19 protein-coding genes are annotated in these 18,524 nt (G+C 39.3%); 10 read left to right on the top strand and 9 right to left on the bottom strand.

Annotation, left to right across the window (positions count from 1 at the left end):
- The first annotated feature begins 8 nt into the window (after positions 1–8).
- A complete protein-coding gene (locus ACSKT4_RS12695) occupies positions 9–971 on the top strand; it encodes a nucleoside hydrolase (RefSeq protein ID WP_465823523.1) in 963 nt (320 codons plus the stop codon).
- Positions 972–1,022: 51 nt separating this feature from the next.
- Here the strand turns inward: ACSKT4_RS12695 and ACSKT4_RS12690 are convergent, their stop codons facing one another.
- From ACSKT4_RS12690 to ACSKT4_RS12665, 6 genes are all read right to left on the bottom strand, one after another.
- The gene (locus tag ACSKT4_RS12690; RefSeq protein WP_465823522.1) at positions 1,023–2,426 is read right to left on the bottom strand and encodes an MBL fold metallo-hydrolase; all 1,404 of its coding nucleotides are present in this window, start codon (positions 2,424–2,426) and stop codon (positions 1,023–1,025) included.
- Positions 2,427–2,503: 77 nt separating this feature from the next.
- Positions 2,504–3,874 carry an ABC transporter substrate-binding protein gene (locus tag ACSKT4_RS12685; RefSeq protein WP_186868022.1) on the bottom strand — a complete coding sequence of 457 codons (1,371 nt, stop codon included), beginning with the start codon at positions 3,872–3,874 and terminating at the stop codon, positions 2,504–2,506.
- Positions 3,875–3,940: 66 nt separating this feature from the next.
- The gene (locus tag ACSKT4_RS12680; protein WP_465823521.1) at positions 3,941–4,768 is read right to left on the bottom strand and encodes a carbohydrate ABC transporter permease; all 828 of its coding nucleotides are present in this window, start codon (positions 4,766–4,768) and stop codon (positions 3,941–3,943) included.
- A gap of 18 nt (positions 4,769–4,786) precedes the next feature.
- Positions 4,787–5,677 carry a carbohydrate ABC transporter permease gene (locus ACSKT4_RS12675; RefSeq protein WP_186868024.1) on the bottom strand — a complete coding sequence of 297 codons (891 nt, stop codon included), beginning with the start codon at positions 5,675–5,677 and terminating at the stop codon, positions 4,787–4,789.
- A gap of 12 nt (positions 5,678–5,689) precedes the next feature.
- A complete protein-coding gene (locus tag ACSKT4_RS12670; protein ID WP_465823519.1) occupies positions 5,690–6,775 on the bottom strand; it encodes an ABC transporter ATP-binding protein in 1,086 nt (361 codons plus the stop codon).
- Between the two features lie 170 nt (positions 6,776–6,945).
- Positions 6,946–7,671, bottom strand: a complete 726-nt coding sequence (locus tag ACSKT4_RS12665; RefSeq protein ID WP_186868026.1) for a DUF421 domain-containing protein — start codon at positions 7,669–7,671, stop codon at positions 6,946–6,948.
- 289 nt (positions 7,672–7,960) lie between these two features.
- Here ACSKT4_RS12665 and ACSKT4_RS12660 point away from each other — a divergent pair, with 289 nt between their 5' ends.
- Positions 7,961–8,296: a zinc ribbon domain-containing protein YjdM gene (locus ACSKT4_RS12660; protein WP_211740942.1), complete on the top strand. Its 336-nt coding sequence runs from the start codon at positions 7,961–7,963 to the stop codon at positions 8,294–8,296.
- Positions 8,297–8,350: 54 nt separating this feature from the next.
- Here ACSKT4_RS12660 and ACSKT4_RS12655 read toward each other — a convergent pair whose 3' ends face one another.
- On the bottom strand, positions 8,351–8,779 hold the full coding sequence (locus ACSKT4_RS12655; protein ID WP_211740943.1) for a VOC family protein: 429 nt from the start codon (positions 8,777–8,779) through the stop codon (positions 8,351–8,353).
- A gap of 95 nt (positions 8,780–8,874) precedes the next feature.
- Here ACSKT4_RS12655 and ACSKT4_RS12650 point away from each other — a divergent pair, with 95 nt between their 5' ends.
- Complete coding sequence (locus ACSKT4_RS12650; protein WP_186868029.1) at positions 8,875–9,522, top strand: RNA polymerase sigma factor; 648 nt, start codon at positions 8,875–8,877, stop codon at positions 9,520–9,522.
- A 65-nt stretch (positions 9,523–9,587) separates the two neighbouring features.
- Here the strand turns inward: ACSKT4_RS12650 and ACSKT4_RS12645 are convergent, their stop codons facing one another.
- Positions 9,588–10,634, bottom strand: coding sequence for an ATP synthase beta subunit C-terminal domain-containing protein (locus ACSKT4_RS12645; RefSeq protein ID WP_186868030.1), 1,047 nt, complete (start codon positions 10,632–10,634; stop codon positions 9,588–9,590).
- Between the two features lie 318 nt (positions 10,635–10,952).
- On the opposite strand from ACSKT4_RS12645, the gene ACSKT4_RS12640 reads away from it, so the two are divergent.
- The 5 genes from ACSKT4_RS12640 (at position 10,953) to ACSKT4_RS12620 (ending at position 16,365) form a co-directional block, all read left to right on the top strand.
- Positions 10,953–12,452, top strand: coding sequence for a malate:quinone oxidoreductase (locus ACSKT4_RS12640; RefSeq protein ID WP_465823518.1), 1,500 nt, complete (start codon positions 10,953–10,955; stop codon positions 12,450–12,452).
- Positions 12,453–12,559: 107 nt separating this feature from the next.
- The gene (locus tag ACSKT4_RS12635; RefSeq protein ID WP_465823517.1) at positions 12,560–13,309 is read left to right on the top strand and encodes a collagenase; all 750 of its coding nucleotides are present in this window, start codon (positions 12,560–12,562) and stop codon (positions 13,307–13,309) included.
- Between the two features lie 658 nt (positions 13,310–13,967).
- A complete protein-coding gene (locus tag ACSKT4_RS12630; RefSeq protein ID WP_186868033.1) occupies positions 13,968–14,699 on the top strand; it encodes a MerR family transcriptional regulator in 732 nt (243 codons plus the stop codon).
- Positions 14,699–15,637, top strand: a complete 939-nt coding sequence (locus tag ACSKT4_RS12625) for an ABC transporter ATP-binding protein (RefSeq protein WP_465823516.1) — start codon at positions 14,699–14,701, stop codon at positions 15,635–15,637. Before ACSKT4_RS12630 ends, ACSKT4_RS12625 begins: the two co-directional genes overlap by 1 nt.
- On the top strand, positions 15,634–16,365 hold the full coding sequence (locus ACSKT4_RS12620; RefSeq protein WP_211740946.1) for an ABC transporter permease: 732 nt from the start codon (positions 15,634–15,636) through the stop codon (positions 16,363–16,365). The genes ACSKT4_RS12625 and ACSKT4_RS12620 overlap by 4 nt, the downstream gene beginning before the upstream one ends.
- An 84-nt stretch (positions 16,366–16,449) precedes the next feature.
- Here the strand turns inward: ACSKT4_RS12620 and ACSKT4_RS12615 are convergent, their stop codons facing one another.
- Positions 16,450–16,950, bottom strand: coding sequence for a universal stress protein (locus tag ACSKT4_RS12615; RefSeq protein ID WP_465823515.1), 501 nt, complete (start codon positions 16,948–16,950; stop codon positions 16,450–16,452).
- A 199-nt stretch (positions 16,951–17,149) separates the two neighbouring features.
- Between ACSKT4_RS12615 and ACSKT4_RS12610 the strand changes: the two genes are divergently transcribed.
- Together ACSKT4_RS12610 and ACSKT4_RS12605 are read left to right on the top strand one after the other, a co-directional pair.
- Positions 17,150–17,977: an FAD-dependent oxidoreductase gene (locus tag ACSKT4_RS12610; protein WP_465823514.1), complete on the top strand. Its 828-nt coding sequence runs from the start codon at positions 17,150–17,152 to the stop codon at positions 17,975–17,977.
- On the top strand, positions 17,910–18,491 hold the full coding sequence (locus ACSKT4_RS12605; protein ID WP_465823535.1) for an FAD-dependent oxidoreductase: 582 nt from the start codon (positions 17,910–17,912) through the stop codon (positions 18,489–18,491). The genes ACSKT4_RS12610 and ACSKT4_RS12605 overlap by 68 nt, the downstream gene beginning before the upstream one ends.
- Positions 18,492–18,524 lie beyond the last annotated feature (33 nt).

The raw sequence follows: 18,524 nt of genomic DNA, 5'->3' as shown, positions 1-18,524 counted from the left end.
AGATTCTCATGACAAGATTACCAATTATTATTGATACAGATCCGGGAATTGACGATGCCATGATGCTCACTTTAGCATTTGCTAATGATGATGTATTAGATATTCGGTTAGTGACCACTTGCGCTGGTAACATTCCCCAAGCGAAAACAAATTATAATGCACGGGCATTTTTAAGTTATATTGGAGCAGATGTAGAAGTTGCACGTGGTTTAGAGCAGCCGATATTCCGAGCGTTAGAAGTAGCAGAGGATATCCATGGGGAGAGTGGCTTTGGCAATGTTTCGTTCCCTGAGCCGACATTACCAATAAGCGAGCGTCCTGCTATTAGCGCAATGCTGGATACGATTATGAATAGTAAAGAGAAAATAACGATTGTAGCAACCGGTCCATTAACGAATGTCGCGGCACTTCTATTAGCACATCCAGAGGTGAAATCAAATATTCAACAAATCTCCTGGATGGGTGGGGCAGCTGTTGGGGGCAATATGTCTCCGTTTGCTGAATTCAATGCTTATGTCGATCCACACGCGGTTGAGATTGTATTCCGTTCGGGAATTCCGATTGTGATGAGTGGATTAGATGTAACCCATAAGGCATATGTCACACCAGCAGAGGCAAAGCAAATTCTAGAGATTGGAACTGCATTTGCAGAGAAAGCATACCAACTCGTAACCTTTTACTTAGATGCCATCAAGAAAACGCCCTTCGACGAGGAGAACTATGACCAAGTATTACACTTCCACGACGTATGTGCGGTTATGTATTTATTGAAACCAGAGTTATTTCAAGGGAAGGATTATTATGTGGAAGTGTCCTTAGAAGGGATAACATCGGGAGCGACAGTTGTAGATTATCGAAATCGGATGGAGAAGGAACCGAATGTTCATGTGTTACACTCTGTTCAAAGAGAAGCTTTTGTAGAAGCATTTATGAAGGCGGTAAAGCATATATCGGATAAACTACAGAAATAGTGTGATTCTAGCAGAAGGGACTCAAGCCTCGGAGTCCCTTCTACTACCAATCTATATGTCTTGCTCCACTAATGCTCCGTTCTCCAACATATAAGTTTTCCCATACTGTGGTAGCAATTGAATCCCTCTTTTAGGTGTTAATCGTTCTGGATGAAAGCTATGAAGCGGTATTAACACATTTGGATCTAATTCCTCCACGATATATTGTAAATGTTGTGGTAGTGCATGTCCTCCTGTTCCAACAGCAACTTTAGCCAGACCAAGATAATCTAGTATGCGCTTGAGGTTATGAAAAGCTGGATCATAATCCCCCAATGGCACACCGTCAGAATGGAAATATAGTCCCTTTTCCGTGTTGAGATCAAATAGCTCTAAAGCGTGATCGTATGAATTTTGTAATAGGTATTCATGAGGACTCTTATTAATCACTTGAGCAGAAAGGGAAGGATACGTATCGAGCAAATTTATTTGCCAGTCTTGTAATTGGCTATTTTCCCTTAAAAGTCTTAGCGATTCCGATTCATAAATGTAAAATGACGTTGTATTTAACAAATTAGCTGCGAGCTGGGCCGTGCCAATTTCGAAGGCCACTTTCCGATTTAGTAACTGTCCTGCTTGTAACACTCCGGCAATTCGATCTATATTTCTGTGGTAAATGTTAAAGATACCGATTCCTTGCTTGTCGTGAAGTAGCTCAGCCATTACCTTTGGTACCTTGGGTTCGGTTATTAGCTCCGCCGGGATATCCTTATTGGCAACCAGCAATTCTCCAGGAAGCTCATCCTCACTACGTAGGGTAGTACCTTCTATAATGACTACATCAAAACCAAGTGTTTTTGCCTTCGTAATAAATGATTCCACTCGTTTTGGGTGAGTACCATGTAAGCGAAGATCCCCGGTATAGACAACCGAGCCATCTGGTGTTTCGATATGAAATCCACAAGCACCAGGAATGTCATGATCCACCTGAAGTGGTGTTATTTTTATTTTCCCAACGAAGAAAGGTTTGTCGTATTCACAAGATTCATAGGTTCTATCCCCATTAACTCCTTCACCAATCATTTCTAATGTTTGGTATAGGTCATGTGAATCCTTACTCATAAACACTGGAATAGATGGGTCGATGAAGCCCATGCCACCGATATGATCTAAGTGTAAATGGGAGATAAGGACAGCCGTTTTCCCTTGATATTGATTGGCTGGTATTAATGAAGAGCCTATAGGTAATGAGGTTTCATGATAGATGCCATCTATCTTTGGAATAAGCCCTAATGTTAAGTAATCACGGGTCATGGCGCTTTCTCTTACTTGTATTTGACCATCTAAAATGTTGGTTTGAGGGCTGTAAACAAGTCCAAAGTCAAAAATAACGCGGTCACTTCCATATTGTAGGGAGACAATTGTCCCGCCAATCGAACGTAACCCACCATAGAATGTTAATGTTGTTTTATTCATATATGTATCTCCTTTTAATAATAAGTGAAGGAACCTGAATATCCAGGTTCCTTTACTATAAAAGTCGTTAACTTAAATTATTGGCCAAGCTCTCTTTTAGCAGCTTCTTCTGCGTTAGCTAGTCCTTCGTCAACTGTAATTTCACCAAGTAGAACGCGGTCTAGCTCTTTTGCTACAGCATTTTTTAATGCATAGGCACCTTTGATACGAGGATCATAGAAGCCAGCATCAAATTGCTGTTCCCCTACGCCATACTCTGGATTTTCAGAGACATAAGCTTTCCATTCGTCACTTTCAAGTGCAGAGTAACGAACTGGTAGATAACCAGATTCCATTGCCCAGTAAGTCGTGTTTTCAGTGTTAATTAAGAACTTCATATATTCCCAAGCGGCATATTTCTCTTCTTCTGTTGCAGAAGAGAATACGGATACGTTTGTACCTGCAAATGGTGTTGCTGCTTGCTTACCAGCAGGTAGAACGGCAGCTCCCCAGTTCAATCCGTTTTCTTCAGCTGGAGCTGCTACATAAGGAATACCAGCAGATGAACCAATGTAAAGTGCTACATCTCCGCGAGCAAATGGCTCTGACATGTAACCATCCTCACCAGCAGTACGCGCGATGCCATCTTCAATCATGCCATAAACAAATTCTAATGCTTCTTTACCTTCAGCAGAGTTCATTTCAAAGGTTCCATTTGCTTCATCAAAGTAAACACCACCAGCTTGGTGTACCCATTGGTTAAATTCTAATGTTACAGAGTTTTCTAGACCTAGACCGATAACATTTCTTCCGTCTTTTTCCCCTGTTGTCGCTTCTGCAACTTTACGAAGCTCATCCCAAGTCGTTGGAACGTCAACACCTGCTTCTTCTAAGTAATCTACATTATAGAACATAATACGTGTACTTTTATTGAAAGGTAGTCCGTAGTATTTTCCATCCCAAGTGTTCATTTCACGGAAAACTTCTACGATATCGTTTAATTCTTCTTCAGAGAAGCCAATTTCTGAATCGGTAACATATGGCGTCATATCAGCTACTAAATCATTTTCCAGATATTCTGTAATCCAGTCTTCATACGATTGTGTTAGTACTGGAAGCGTATTTGCTCTTGCCGCAGCCATGTTTTTAGTGGAAAGATCATCATAACTACCTTGATTAACTAATTTCACTGTGATATTTTCTTGTGATGCATTGAAATCGTCGGTGATTTTTTCTAATGCTTGTTCATGTCCACCACTCATAGCGTGCCAGAATTCAATTTCAATCGGCTGATCTAATGATGTCACAACACTTGAATCCGTATTGGATTCGGATGGTGTAGCATTAGTTTCTGTGTTTTCCTTGTTACCTTCGTCTTTGTTACCTTCCTCTTTGTCACCGTTATTGCCGCAAGCTACTAAAGCGATGGTTAAAAGAGAAATAAGTAAAGTTAATAGAAGCTTTTTCAACATAGTTTCCTCCTAGGATTAGTTTTATATTTCATAAGGGTTGGCCCTTGTAAAACCATAAATCGATTAGCCCTTAATTCCTGCTTTTGCAACACCTTCAATGATGTATTTTTGTAAAACAAGATAAAGGATAATCATAGGTAGAATAATCATTGTGGAAGCAGCCATTAATAATTCGTATACAGTACCAGCTTCCGTACTAAAGGAAGTTAGCCCAACAGGTAATGTTCGCATTTCTTTGGATTGGGTTACAATTAATGGCCATAAGAAAGCATTCCAGCTGCCAATTGCTTTTAATAGAACAATTGTAATGATGGCCGGCTTTGCCAATGGAACCATGATGGTCCAAAGGAAACGAAAGTCGCGACAGCCATCGATTTTGGCTGCGTAGGATAGCTCTTTCGGAATCCCAAGGAAAAACTGACGTAATAAAAAGATAGAGAAAATACTAGCTAGCCATGGGACAATTAATGCTTCATATTGATTAATCCATCCTAGATTGGCTAGTGTTACATAGTTTGGAATGAGTAGCACCTCTCCCGGAACCATTATCGTACCTAAGAGAACAGCAAATACAACATCACGTCCCCAGAAGTTAATACGGGAGAACGCATAGGCTGCGAGAATGGTGGTAAGCACTTCTCCCAATGTAGACAGAACGGTAACGATGAGACTATTCATCGTATAACGGAGAAATGGTGCTATGGCCCAAGCGTCTTGATAGTTTTCCCACTTAGGGTCATCCGGAATCCAAACGGGTGGCATTGCTGTCACTTCCCCAGATGTCTTCAATGAAGTACTTAGCATCCAGATAAAAGGTAATAACATTAAGAAACTACCAAGTATTAAGATCAAATAGATAAAACCTTTAGATAGAGCAGCTTTTTTGTACAATCTTAATTCCCCTCTCCATTAGTAATTCACCCTGCGCTTACCTATGTATAGTTGGACAAGGGTAAAGATGAAGATGATGATAAATAGTATATAAGCTGCGGCTGATGCAATCCCAAATTGCCATTCATTGTAAAACTTCTCATATATGTAATAGACAATAGTTTGGGCACTATAAGCAGGGCCGGGTTTACCACCAAATAATGCAAAAATCTCATCGAACACTTTAAAGTTATTAATAATTGCTACAATCGAAACAAAAAATGTAGTCGGAGATAATAAAGGCACGGTAATGTGAAAGAACCGTTTAAGTGGCTTGGCACCATCGATTTGAGCTGCTAAGTAATATTGCTTATCAATGTTTTGTAATCCGGCTAGGAAAATAATAATGTTATAGCCTAACCCTTTCCAAATACTCATAATAATAAGTGCAGGCATGGCCCACTCTGGATCTGTTAACCACTTGATTGGATCGACTCCAAAGATGCCAAGGAAATAGTTCATCAACCCATATTCCGTATGATAAATCCAACGCCAAACGATCGAGATCGCAACAACGGAAGTAACAAATGGAATAAAGTAGATAGAACGGAATATTCCTCGTAATCGAATGTTCGAGTTTAACATGATCGCGATGACTAATGAGATAACAATGGATGCGGGTACTACCCCGAGAACAAAAATGAACGTGTTCTTAACCGATGTCCAAAATTCATGGTCCTGAAAAATGTAAGAAAAATTATCCCATCCGTACTCATAAACAACATCATTGAAATAATCATAATCGGTATAAAAGCTCATGATAAAAGACTTAATAATCGGATAGATATTGAAAACACCTAATATAACGAGTGCTGGTAATAAATATAGAAGAGCTTTTAATGTACTGGATAATGTTGGTTTTAGATTCAACAAAAGCCCTCCTTATTCATTTTTTAACCCTAAATTCGCTTCTGTCTTTGCATCAAATAGGTGGAAACGATCATTCCGAATCGTTAAATCTACTGCGTCCCCTGGCTGAATCGTAAATTCGGGGTCTACTAGGGCACGAATAGAATGTCGGCCAATCGTGGCAGATAGTAATGTATCTCGACCGATTCTTTCAACTAATTCAACAAGGGCCGTTAAGCGTATTTCTGATGTGTCTTTTGCAATGGTCCAATCTTCCGCACGTACACCTAATAATGCCTCATTAGATGAGGATAATGCTTGATTTATGGTAAGTGGGTTAGGGAAGGACTGTTCGGTATCCTTAATGGTAATACTTCCTTCATTTAACATTACGGGAATCATATTGAGAGGCGGACTCCCCATGAACTTACCTACGAATGCATTTTCAGGAAAATCATACATATCCTGAGGCGGGCTATATTGTTGATATTTCCCATCCTTCATAAGTAAGATCCTATCTGAAATACTCATCGCCTCTTCTTGGTCATGGGTTACGAAAATGGTTGTAATCCCGACCTCTTGCTGAATTCGGCGAATTTCTTCGCGCATTTCTAATCGAAGTCTAGCATCTAGGTTTGATAATGGTTCATCTAGTAATAATAGATTCGGCTTTTTAACAAGGGCACGAGCAATGGCTACGCGTTGCTGTTGGCCACCAGAAAGTTGCTTTGGCTTACGGTCTAGCAAATGTTCGATTTGGACAAGCTTGGCCATTTCAATTGCTCTTTCTTCCGCTTCTTTTTTAGGTACTTTTGCCATCTTTAATGGAAACATGATGTTTTTCAGTACAGATAGATGCGGGTAGAGGGCATAATTTTGAAATACCATGCCAATCCCGCGGTCTTCGGGCTCTATATCATTGACTAACTTTTCACCGAAATAGAGTTTCCCAGAAGATGGCTTATATAATCCTGCTAGCATAAATAATGTTGTACTTTTCCCACATCCGCTTGGGCCAAGAAGGCATACTAGCTCTCCTTCATTAATCGTGACCGTTAGATTGTCTACAGCGGTAATATCATCAAACTTCATTGAGATATTGTTTAACGCTAGTTTCAAGTTGTAACCTCCTAAAATAATACCTAAGTCGACAAATTTCATTATATAGATGTTCTACTAAGCCAATGTAAAGCGGGGGTAAGAATAATGTAAATTTATTGTTGTTTACTAGAATGATAGATTTTATAGCATAATAAAAAGCGCCTCAGAAATTCTGAAGCGCTTAGAAATTAATGCTTAATCGGCGGAATCGTAATAGAATGATCATCATATAACGAGATCTGTAATTCTAAATATTTATTAATGGAAGCAAAGAATACCTTATCCACCTCATCAATTCCTTGCTGTGATAGCTGTGTTCGTATCCAATCCTCATCAACGTTTAAATCAGCTAAAACATCCGTGTATATCGTTCCTTCTATAATGACAGGAAACGTTATGTTGGAGGTAGGGTTCATCATATTCATATCTTCTAATGTAACAGTATTTTTTAACGGCTTCTTCAATACACTAAGCGACCCATTCGCTTCGATAATCGCTGTTTCCACATCACTGATATCAAATACATCTTTCTCTCTTAGCATTTGCAAGATATTATCTATCGAGTAACGAAGCTTTTTGAGATTTTTATGGATGAACTTGCCATTATGTATCACGATGGTAGGTTCAAAGGTAAATAATCTCCCTATTTTCCGATTAGATATTTTCCATTTGGCGACAACTTTTTGGAGAATCCCGATTCCAATAATCGCCATGGCGGTTGGGAGATGGTGAATACTAGGATCAGCAATATCGGCTCCAACTACCGCACCTAAGGTAACAATGATTAGGAAGTCAAAAACAGGTAACTCACCAATGGCTCGTTTCCCCATAAGTAAGGTAACGATGAGAAGCAAGGGTAAAATGGTAATAATTCTACCAAATATCAAGCCAACTTCTTTTAAAAACTCTATCATCTGCATACCACTTTCTATAATTAATCTTTTATAGTACCTTTTCTTCCCAAATGGAGTGGAATACATACCTAGAGGATGGAGGAATGAAAAAAACTAGATGATGCGGATACATGATATAATAGTGCGAGAGAATCGTTTTCATACTGTAGTACTGAATATGCAATGATTGAAAAGATTATCCTTTGCTTTAAGAAGAGATTTGAATAGGGTGTCCATGGGGGAGTCCTACATGATCTTAAGAAACCTTAATGCGAAATAGAAAATTTAAATTGTGAGGAGCCTGTTAACTATGAATTTACCTAATTGCCCAACGTGTAACTCAGAATATACATATGAGGACGGAACCATGCTCATTTGCCCGGAGTGCGGCTATGAATGGGTGCTTAATCAAGAGCAAGACAGTGGGGAAGAGCTAGTTATAAAAGATGCCAATGGCAATATATTACACGATGGCGATACGGTAACCGTTATAAAGGACTTGAAAGTAAAAGGCAGCTCTTCTGTGTTAAAGCAAGGAACAAAGGTGAAGGGCATTCGCTTAGTAGACGGTGACCACAATATTGATTGTAAAATCGCTGGTTTTGGCGCCATGCAGTTAAAGTCGGAGTATGTTAAGAAAGTATAGCGAAGTAAACAAAGGAGGCGCATCCCATTTAAGCGGGCGCGCCTTTTTCCTTCATTATTTACCCTTTAAATCGTTCTCCTGCAACCTTCGAACATGATCTGAATGATAAGGGGAACCTTCAACTTCATTCACCACACTAAATGGATTTCCATCCGGATCGAAAAAGTCAAAGAACTTCATCCCGCCAAAGTCGTCTACTTCAGTCGTCACAACACCATGATCATGAAAATGTTGGTGGGTAGATTCAATATCCTCCACAACAAAGTTATAATAACTGTTTTTTTGATTACCTGTTGTCGTAAACTCTGTCGGCTGTTGGGAATCTACTTTTACTAAGGCAAGTTGTGTTGAACCAATTGGTAAATAAAAACCGGCCCCATCTTCCCAACTATCAATCTTTTTCACTCCGAGAAATTTCTCATACCACGCAGTTGATTTTTCGATGTCTGTTACCGGAATAAAAATACTCCCTATTTTGAACATAATGTCCCTCCTTCATACGAAATTCCTCCTTATAACGTATATAATAGTAGAAAAGTTACCTGTTTTAAAAATATTTTTCAAATAAGGTGTAAATCATGATCGTTCCGAATTTAGAAATGCAGATTCATAAGCTATATAAATATTGCTTAAAGCTAACTGGAGACCCTTGGTTAGCGGAAGACCTTGTCCAGGAAACGATGCTCAAAGTCTTTGTGTTAAAACAAAAAGAACCCCAACGGGAATTTACCCATTCCTTTTTTTGTACAGTAGCTAGAAACCTACTAATTGATGATAGAAGGAAACAAAAGGGGGAGAGTGTTGCTTACGAGGATATATACGGTAAGGAAGACAACTTATTAGAATTGGATGGTTTAATGGAAATCGTATTAACGAGGTTGCCTCTAAAGTATACGATGCTGATTACCTTAAAGGATGTATTCGGCTATAGCTCTAAGGAGATCGCTTCCATGCTGCGAGTGAGTAATGAAGTAGTAAAAACAGCACTTCATCGTTCTAGAAAAAAGCTACAGTCAACGAAAGAGATAGGGACGGAGCGGAAACCAGAATACAATGAAATGATTTCTGGACTATTACAAGCTATCAAACAGTCAGATCCAATTAAGATATTCCATTATTATCGACAATTAGAAGCAAGTAATTTTCGAGTGAGAAGAATGCCTGGGCAGTCTGTTTTTCATGTGATTGATCCAGATGGGAATGTATTGGAGTTATTATCGTCATAGAATAAAAAAGAGAAGTGTGGCTGAGACAAAGTGTTCGCTGAGTCCCAGCCTTTGGTAGGGGAATGTTATAGTTTCCCGATATAAGTTAACGCTTTAGTATTAAGAGAATCTGCTCCACCATCTAATATCTTTCGTACATCATTTAGTGTCGTAGTGAGATCTACAGATTCACCTTCTATTCCAGAGTATTCTTTCGCTACATAAAATGGCTGTGTTAGATAGGCTTCTAGACGTTCTCCTCTATGATAAATCTCCTTATCTGCTTCTGGAATTTTATCTAGTCCACGCACCGTGACGATAGAACGTAGCTCTCGATAACGGCGTAATAATTTTCTAGCTCTTTGTTGTGTAAATAGATGATGTTGGTCTAGGTGAGCTCCCTCTAGAACAGAAGAAGTAGAAAAGATTGGATTGATAGCAGGGAAGCTATGTCTTGCTGCGAGGTCGGCATCAAAGTATAGTAATGTTTCTAAAGGTCCATATGGTAGATCCTCATCTACGACAGTTCCTTTTAAATCAAGTAGGAAAGTAGTAATAGATTTTAAATCATATGCTTGAAGCTGGTCTTGTAGCTCAAATATCTCACCAGTTAAAACATGAGAACGATCTGCTGTGAATATAATTTCTTGCTCTACTCCAATGGTAATCATTTGTTCATAAGCTTTTTCAATCGAGTCTACCACATTAACTACATCAAAGTCTGTTAAATCCTTCAACTCCGGATGGTTTCCTTCTGGTTTTAATAGAATTATGGAATATCCATCATCATGAAGCCTATAAAACAACTCTCTTAACAAAACAAGCTGCCCCATTCCTGGACGGGCTACTAAGCCAACAGTCCCACCTTTAGATATAGGTGCAAACAAATCCAATGTTTTAATTTTGGTTTCGATCATTTCCACTGACTCCCCTCTTATAATTAGCTCATCTAAACTACATTTAGCGAGTGTTGCAAGTGCAACTAAGGTCTTTACTTCAGCGCGTTCAATTGGAATTTTTCCTGTACATAGATTCGAAACAGTAGCCGGTCGTAAGCCAATTGATTTGGCCGCACTGGTTAGATTCGGTACTCTTCTACGCAATAATGAAACATTTAAACGTATCGTTTCCATCTGATTTTCACCTCCTTACTTCATATAGTAATGTAGATTACGTTTAAAGGCAATAACAAATTACTCCGAAAAGTAATTTTATTTACAAAGTGGTAGTTGACTGGAATTGACATCGTTTTACAGGGTGAGGCAATAAAAAGTAATACTAGAAAATATCGATTAATAAATACCAATTAATATATAATTCGAAAAAAATCTGCTAAACTAGTAATATGTTATAATGATTTTAGAAAATAATTTTTGTAAGGCGTGAATATTTCTAAAATTGGATGCGCCTACAATTGATTTAAGCACTTCTAGAAGATAGGGATGGGGAAAATGAGCAACAATGGAATGAAAACAGATGTTATCTTAATTGGTGCCGGCATCATGAGTGCAACATTGGGGTCATTGCTTAAAGAATTGGTACCAGATTGGAAGATTACCGTATTGGAGCAACTAAGAGAGCCAGGGGTAGAAAGCTCGAACGAATGGAATAATGCTGGAACAGGGCACTCGGCATTATGTGAGTTAAACTATACTCCTGAGAGATCAGATGGATCTATTGATATTAAGAAAGCAATCAATATCAATGAACAGTTTCAGCTTTCTAGACAATTCTGGTCTTACCTGGTGGATAAGGGGTTAATTAAACATCCAGAAGACTTTGTTATGCCACTGCCGCATATGAGCTTAGTACAAGGGGAAAAAGACGTAGAATTTTTGAAAAAAAGGTTTGAAGCGCTGTCAAAAAGTCCGCTATTTAGTGGAATGGAATTCTCCGATAATCCGGATAAGCTAAAGGAATGGATTCCAGTTATTATGGAGGGTCGTCATTCTGATGAACCGATAGCAGCTACGAAGATTGATTCTGGTACGGATGTTAACTTTGGGGCATTAACACGTACATTATTTGATCATTTACGAGAAAAAGATGTAACGATTAACTATAATCATAGTGTAAAAAATATGAAACGCACCAGTGACGGTTCCTGGGAATTGAAGGTAAAAAATCTTGAAAGCGGAACCGTAGAATATCACACTGCTAAATTTGTCTTTCTTGGTGCAGGTGGAGGTAGCTTACACTTACTGCAAAAATCTGGAATCCCAGAAGGAAAAGGTATTGGTGGATTCCCTGTAAGTGGATTATTTATGGTATGTAATAATCCAGAAGTGGTGGAAAAACACCAGGCGAAAGTATATGGAAAGGCTAAGGTTGGTGCGCCACCGATGTCTGTACCACACTTAGACACGAGATATATTGATAAAAAGAAATCATTATTATTTGGACCGTTTGCAGGATTTTCTCCGAAGTTCCTAAAGACGGGTTCATACTTTGATTTAATTCGCTCAGTAAAACCACATAATGTGTTCAATATGATCGGAGCGGGCGTTAAGAATTTCTCCCTAACGAAATACTTAATCCAGCAGGTCTTATTAACGAAAGAAAAACGAATGGAAGAATTACGTGAGTTTATCCCAGAAGCTAAAAGTGAAGACTGGGATATGGTCGTGGCAGGTCAACGTGTGCAAGTAATTAAGGAGACAGAAGCAGGCGGTAAAGGAACCCTTCAATTTGGTACAGAAGTAGTTAGTGCAGCAGATGGGTCAATCGCTGCATTGCTAGGTGCTTCACCAGGAGCATCTACCGCGGTGCATGTAATGCTTGAAGTCATAGCAAAATGCTTCCCAGAACGCATGCAAGAGTGGGAACCCAAAATTAAAGAAATGATCCCATCATATGGACGTTCTTTATCTGATAATCCGGCATTAGCTAAAGAAGTATTAGAACGGACGGCAAAAACACTTGGGCTAATTAATAGTTATCAAGAAGCATAGGGACGAAAGTACGGCCCCTAAAGTTAGGCTCTGTAGAATGTAACGTCTACAGAGCTTTTTTAATAGGGCGAGATACTTTTTATAGGTCCTAGGACGGAGGATAAAATATGAAACAAATCTATGCTTTTGAAAAAGTAGAAGACTACATGAAACACCAACCCGTTATGGAATTTTTCATGAGTCGCTTATCCCTTTATCAACGGGAATTGGAAGAGCATTATGCTTTAACCGAATTACCCAAAGGAATCGTCTGGACTACAGCAGAACTAGCAACCGAGACTTTCTCCACGGTACCAATCCCTGCCTATACCAATAAAGACCTAATTTACTTCACACCAGACATTGAAGCTTGGAGAAGTCTTTTCTTAAGACAACTGGAGGGACTTGAGGACCCTGAAATAGAATCTTTCTATGAAACGATTTCCGAAAATCATATTTTCTCGATATTAGGGCATGAACTAACACATCATCTAGATCTGTTCCCAGATGAGTTTGATGAAGAACGAGAAGATAGTATTTGGTTTGAGGAAGGCATGTGTGAGTTTTTACCGCGGAAAGCGATGTTAGATGAACATGAATTTAATGAATTTACCAAGGTAGAAACAGAACTAGTTGCCATATTTAAAGAAAAGTACGGCAAGCATTCATTAGATTATTTTGGTCAAGCCAGTTACAAGGGCAGTTTAACCAGTATTATGTATGACTATTGGCGAAGCTTCCTAGCCGTAAAGTATCTAGTGGAAGAATGGGCCAATGGAGATACCATGAAAGTATTTCAGGCATATCATGACTGGCATTATAAAGGAAGAAAGCAACCACTGACAGATTACTTTGGGATCAGTAGAATGTTTGATTAATCATAGCAGAGGCAATCAAGATCAAGTGACGATTTTGATTGCTTTTTTGTGCTTTAGATAGTGGGGGCTGTGACCAGGATGAGGGAGATACGATGGGGAAGGTATCGGAGAGGGTGCGTCTGTTACCTAAACGAGGAAATAGCAGAGAAAAAGGTAACAGAGAGCGCATATCAGTGACCTAAATGCGGAAGAAGCAGGCAAAAAAGGTAATAGAGAGCGTACATCAGTGACCTAAATGCGGAAGAAACAGTGAAAAAGGTAACAGAGAGAGCACCTCAGTGACCTAAATGCGAAAGAAACAGTGAAAAAGGTAACAGAGAGAGCACCTCAGTGACCTAAATGCGGAAGAAGCAGAGAAAAAGGTAATAGAGAGCGTACATCGGTGACCTAAATACGGAAGAAGTAGAGAAAAAGGTAATAGAGAGCGTACATCGGTGGCCTAAATACGAAAGAAACAGCCAAAAAGGTAACAGAGAGAGCACCTCTATCCTAACCGAGGAAGAGATGGAGAAAAAAGTAATAAATCAAGCCATCTACACCCCTATAATCCAATATTAATAAACCATCATAATAAAATATCAAATTATTTTGTATATATCTATTGAACATCACGTAACGTGTTGTTTTATACTTAAGAAAATTGGGAAAGGGTGGTGTCATGTACACGATTGGTACTTTATCGAAAAATACCGGGGTAACTAGAAGAACATTAGATTATTACGATGAGATTGGTCTCGTTAAGCCTTCATCGAGAACGAGTGGTGGGCATCGGCTATATAGTGAGGATGATGTCATGCGGCTAGAGCGTGTTCTGGCATTGAAGTATATGGGATTTTCGTTGGATAAGATTAATGCTATCTTGCAAAGCTCCAAATTAAATTGGCAGGAGTCAATCCAAGAACAATTAGACATGGTGAAGCGGGAACAGGAACGTCTGAAAATGCTAGAACAAGCACTTCAAGGCGTACTATACTCGATTGAGTTTGAAGAGAAGATTAGTTGGCCAATCATTTCGCTAATCATGAAGTTCTATCACCAGGAACCTGAAGAATTAATACAGCAATATAATCATTTTATGAATGAGGAAGAAATGAGAAAGATAATTGAATGCAATGAAACGATGAGTGAGGAAGATATTCGTGAATGGATGAAGGCTGTCTATGATATCAAAAAACATCAGGACATCGACCCGCATTCTGACCTGGCTTTACAGCTTGCAGAGCGTTGGCTGAAGCAAGCTGAGAAAATGTTTGATCATGATGAACAACTGCTCGGTAACTTGTGGGAATCATTAAAAGGTCTAGAAGAAGGCGTTGTGTTCTATCCAATGGATAAAGGTGTTGTAGAATTTCTGCAAAAAGTATCTAAAGCACATGGGGAGATGGGATAATGGTACTGGAGATAAACGGTGTGACAAAGGTGTTTAAAGGGAAGGGGAAGTCAAAATTAATAGCGAATGATAATATTTCGCTTACGATGAAGGAAGGAGAAATAGTCGGCTTATTAGGGCAGAATGGTGCGGGAAAAACCACTTTAGTGAACCAAATAGTAGGTTTAGTAACGCCGGAGCAAGGAGAGATTCGCCTATTTGGAAAATCAGTGACGGACAATCGTGTGTATGCACGGTCTGTTTGTTCGGTTCAGCCACAGTCCCAAGTACCTTTAGGATTTCTTACCCCTAGGCAGGCAGTTTCCATTATTGGGAAAATGCGAGCTGGAAAAAACTATAACCCGAAGCGACTTGATATGCTCTTTGAGGCATTGGATATGGAGAAATGGGCTGATAAAGAGGGGGAAAGGCTTTCTGGTGGTGCCCGTAGACTTACTGCCTTTTGTATGGCGGTCATTGCCCCTGGTAAGCTAGTCATCTTAGATGAACCAACCAATGATGTCGACCCAGTTCGTAGGCGTTATTTATGGGATGTCATTCGAAATTTAACCGATAATGGTACCTCAGTTATATTAGTTACCCATAATGTGTTGGAAGCAGAAAAAGCAGTGGACCGTGTTGCGATCATTAATCAAGGGAAAATTCTTACACAAGGAACCCCTTCCGAAGTAAAACGTTCCGTAAGTAATCAAATGCGAATCGAATTGAATCTACTAGAAAAAATGGAGGAACGATATATTCCTGAATGGGCTATTTCCTATCATCAAAGCGGATCTCGACTAATTATCAAGATGAATACGGAAAATGTTACAAATGCAGTTGCGTGGGCTGGTGAGCAGGTGGAGTTAGGGAATGTAATGGATTATTCCTTAACACCGACAACCATTGAAGATGCTTATATTGAACTAACCTCTAATAAGGTGGTGGTTTCCTCATGAAAATATATAGCCATTACAAGTATGTTTTTCAAATGCAATTCTTAAGAAACGCTGGCTTTTTAATCTTTATGGCTTTAATGCAAATCCTGATATCCATTGGAATTGTGATAGGGTTTACTTACCTAATGCCTAGTCCAGACACCCATTCCATCCTCTATTTGGCAACAGGTGCTCCGACCATTATCTTAATATTTACGGGGTTAGTCATACTTCCACAACAAGTAGGTACATCCAAAACAGATGGCTTCATGGAATTTATGCGAACATGGCCAGTGAACCGTTCCGTTATACTTAGTGCGGATACGACGATATGGTTATTGATTACGATTCCTGGTATTGTTGTTGCCTCTTTTATTGCTCATTTGCTGTATCAACCAGGATATGATATTTCATGGACAATAGTTCCAGCGCTTCTCATGATTGCACTCACTTCCATTGGAGTAGGATATGGATTATCTTATCTATTATCTCCAACGACATCTTTAGCCTTATCCCAAGTAATTGTCTTTGGAGCTCTTATGTTCTCACCAGTCAACTTTCCAATGGATCGACTACCAGAATGGCTACAAACACTTCACGAAGTACTTCCGATATATTCCATGGCAGAAGTGATGCGCGCATCACTAGCTTCATCAACATTTGATGCTTCCTTGGGCAATTACATTAATTTACTTATCTGGTGTGTGCTTGGCTATGGTGGGGCAATTTATATTTTGAATAGAAAATAAGAAGTGGGCAGGGACTGTACCACCTCCACTGGGTAGTACAGTCCCACCTCCACTGGGTAGTACAGTCCCGTCATTATCAATTCTTTATTTAATAACCATTACGGAACAACTTGCTTCCTCTACTACTTTTTTACTTACACTTCCTGTGACTAACTTTTTAATTCCACTAAGGCCACGATTCCCCATAATAATGAGATCAACATCCTTCTCCTCAGCAAAGGCAATTATTTCTGCTGCTGGTTTTCCTGATAAAATCTCGTAATCTACGTTTGTGAGCTTTGATAGTCTTACAGAGGCGTTATTGAGCACTTTGTCGGCAGTATTATCTTGTAGATACGTGTGATTCAATTCACTTGGCGTTCCCTCGTTTGGTGTAGGAATTGCGCCAACATGTGTATGGTATAATCCTGCATCTCTCCCCGTTATGACTCCAGGTGTTACAGTATGGTCAAGTGATGGTTCTTGGACAAATACGACTGTTAATCTTGCACCACTCCATTTGGTCAGTTGTTCTGCGGTCTGTAATGCTCGGACACTATATTTAGAACCGTCAAAAGCTAACAAGATATGGTTAAAACCTTCCATACGTTCCACTCCCTATCTAAAGTTATTTATGGTAACGGGTTTAGTATTTATATACACGTTTTTCATGACCCGCAAACGTAACAACATATTAAGTAAAGGTAACAAGCATATGACAACTAGTCATAAAAAAAACCTCCTATAAATAAAACGAGCCTTAATTGGAAAGATAAAAGAAATTACTCTTGGTAAGGTGGAAATGATGATGCAGCGATCTGATGCCATTATTATTGGTTCAGGATTATCTGGGCTAACAGCAGCATTGGAATTAAGTGAGAAGGAGAAATCGGTTATCGTACTTGAAAAAGAGAAGGTCATTGGTGGACGCACATCATCCTGGGATGAGGATGGTATGCTGGTTGAGTCCGGATTTCACCGCCACATCGGCTTTTATAAAGAACTTCCCCGGATTTTAAAAAAGGCTGGTATTTCTATTAACCAAATTGTTCAATGGGAAGAGCAGGTGGATGTTCGTGTGAAAGGGAAAAAGGATACTGCTGTATTCGGTATTTCCCCTATTTTCGGGCCGTTTGAAATGGTTCGAGGATTAATCGGGAATAATCATATTGTTTCCATGAGGGATAAATTATCATTAGTCCCGTTTTTCCTAAAAGGGTTCTTGGAGTATAAGCGAAATCCAGATAGGCTTGATCAATATAGTGTAAAGGAGTTTGCTGAAAAGCATCATGTCAGTGAGAATGCACTTCATTATTTGATTATCCCATTAAGTGCAGGTGTTTTCTTTTTACCACCTGAGCGATACTCGGCAAAAGTGTTCTTTGGGTTATTTTACCCGGCATTGCCTAGATTTTATAAGATGAGAATTGGAGCATATTTAGGTGGTATGACGGAGCTATTAGCAAATCCAATCGCAACAAGGATTGAACAAAATAAAGGGAAAGTTCGAACTGGTACGAAGGTCAAGCGCTTGATAGTAGAGAGCAGTCAGGTCACAGGGTGTTATTTTAGCAAATGGGGAAGAAATAAGAGCAAGTCATGTTATACTAGCAGCAGATTTAGCTGGTGCTAAAAAGATATTAAGGGAAGATTTTGCTGAACATCCAGCTTTTCAAACACTGTTTCGGCTTCCTACGATGCCTGCAGTAACGGTGCAAAGGGAATTTAGTAAACCTGTATTGCCATATGATCGTACAACTTTTGGCCCCTTAACGATTTTAGGGAGCTTTGTAGAACAATCCCGTTCAACATTTACGCATGTTCCAGGTCGTCTTTCTATCATTTTAACTCCTCCAGAGAAATTCATTCCTATGAAAGAGGAAGAAATCATAAAAGAAGTGATAGCTGAGGCATATGAATTAGGATTGGATTTGGAATCTAACTTGTTGAACTATCGAATTGTTAGTCACCCGGAGGATTTTTATAGCTTAGAACCGAATAATGATTGGATGAGACCGAATCAGAGAACCGATATCCAAGGACTAGTGTTGGCCGGAGATTATACGAGACAGCCATATTTTTCTACTATGGAAGGCGCAGTTGTTTCAGGGCTGAAGGCTTCACAGGTGATAATGGGAGAAAGTTAAGAAGAGCCATAATTCCTCAAGGGATTATGGCTC

The organism is Ornithinibacillus liuyingii (assembly GCF_055550225.1).
This window is presented reverse-complemented; position numbering and strand designations above follow the sequence as displayed.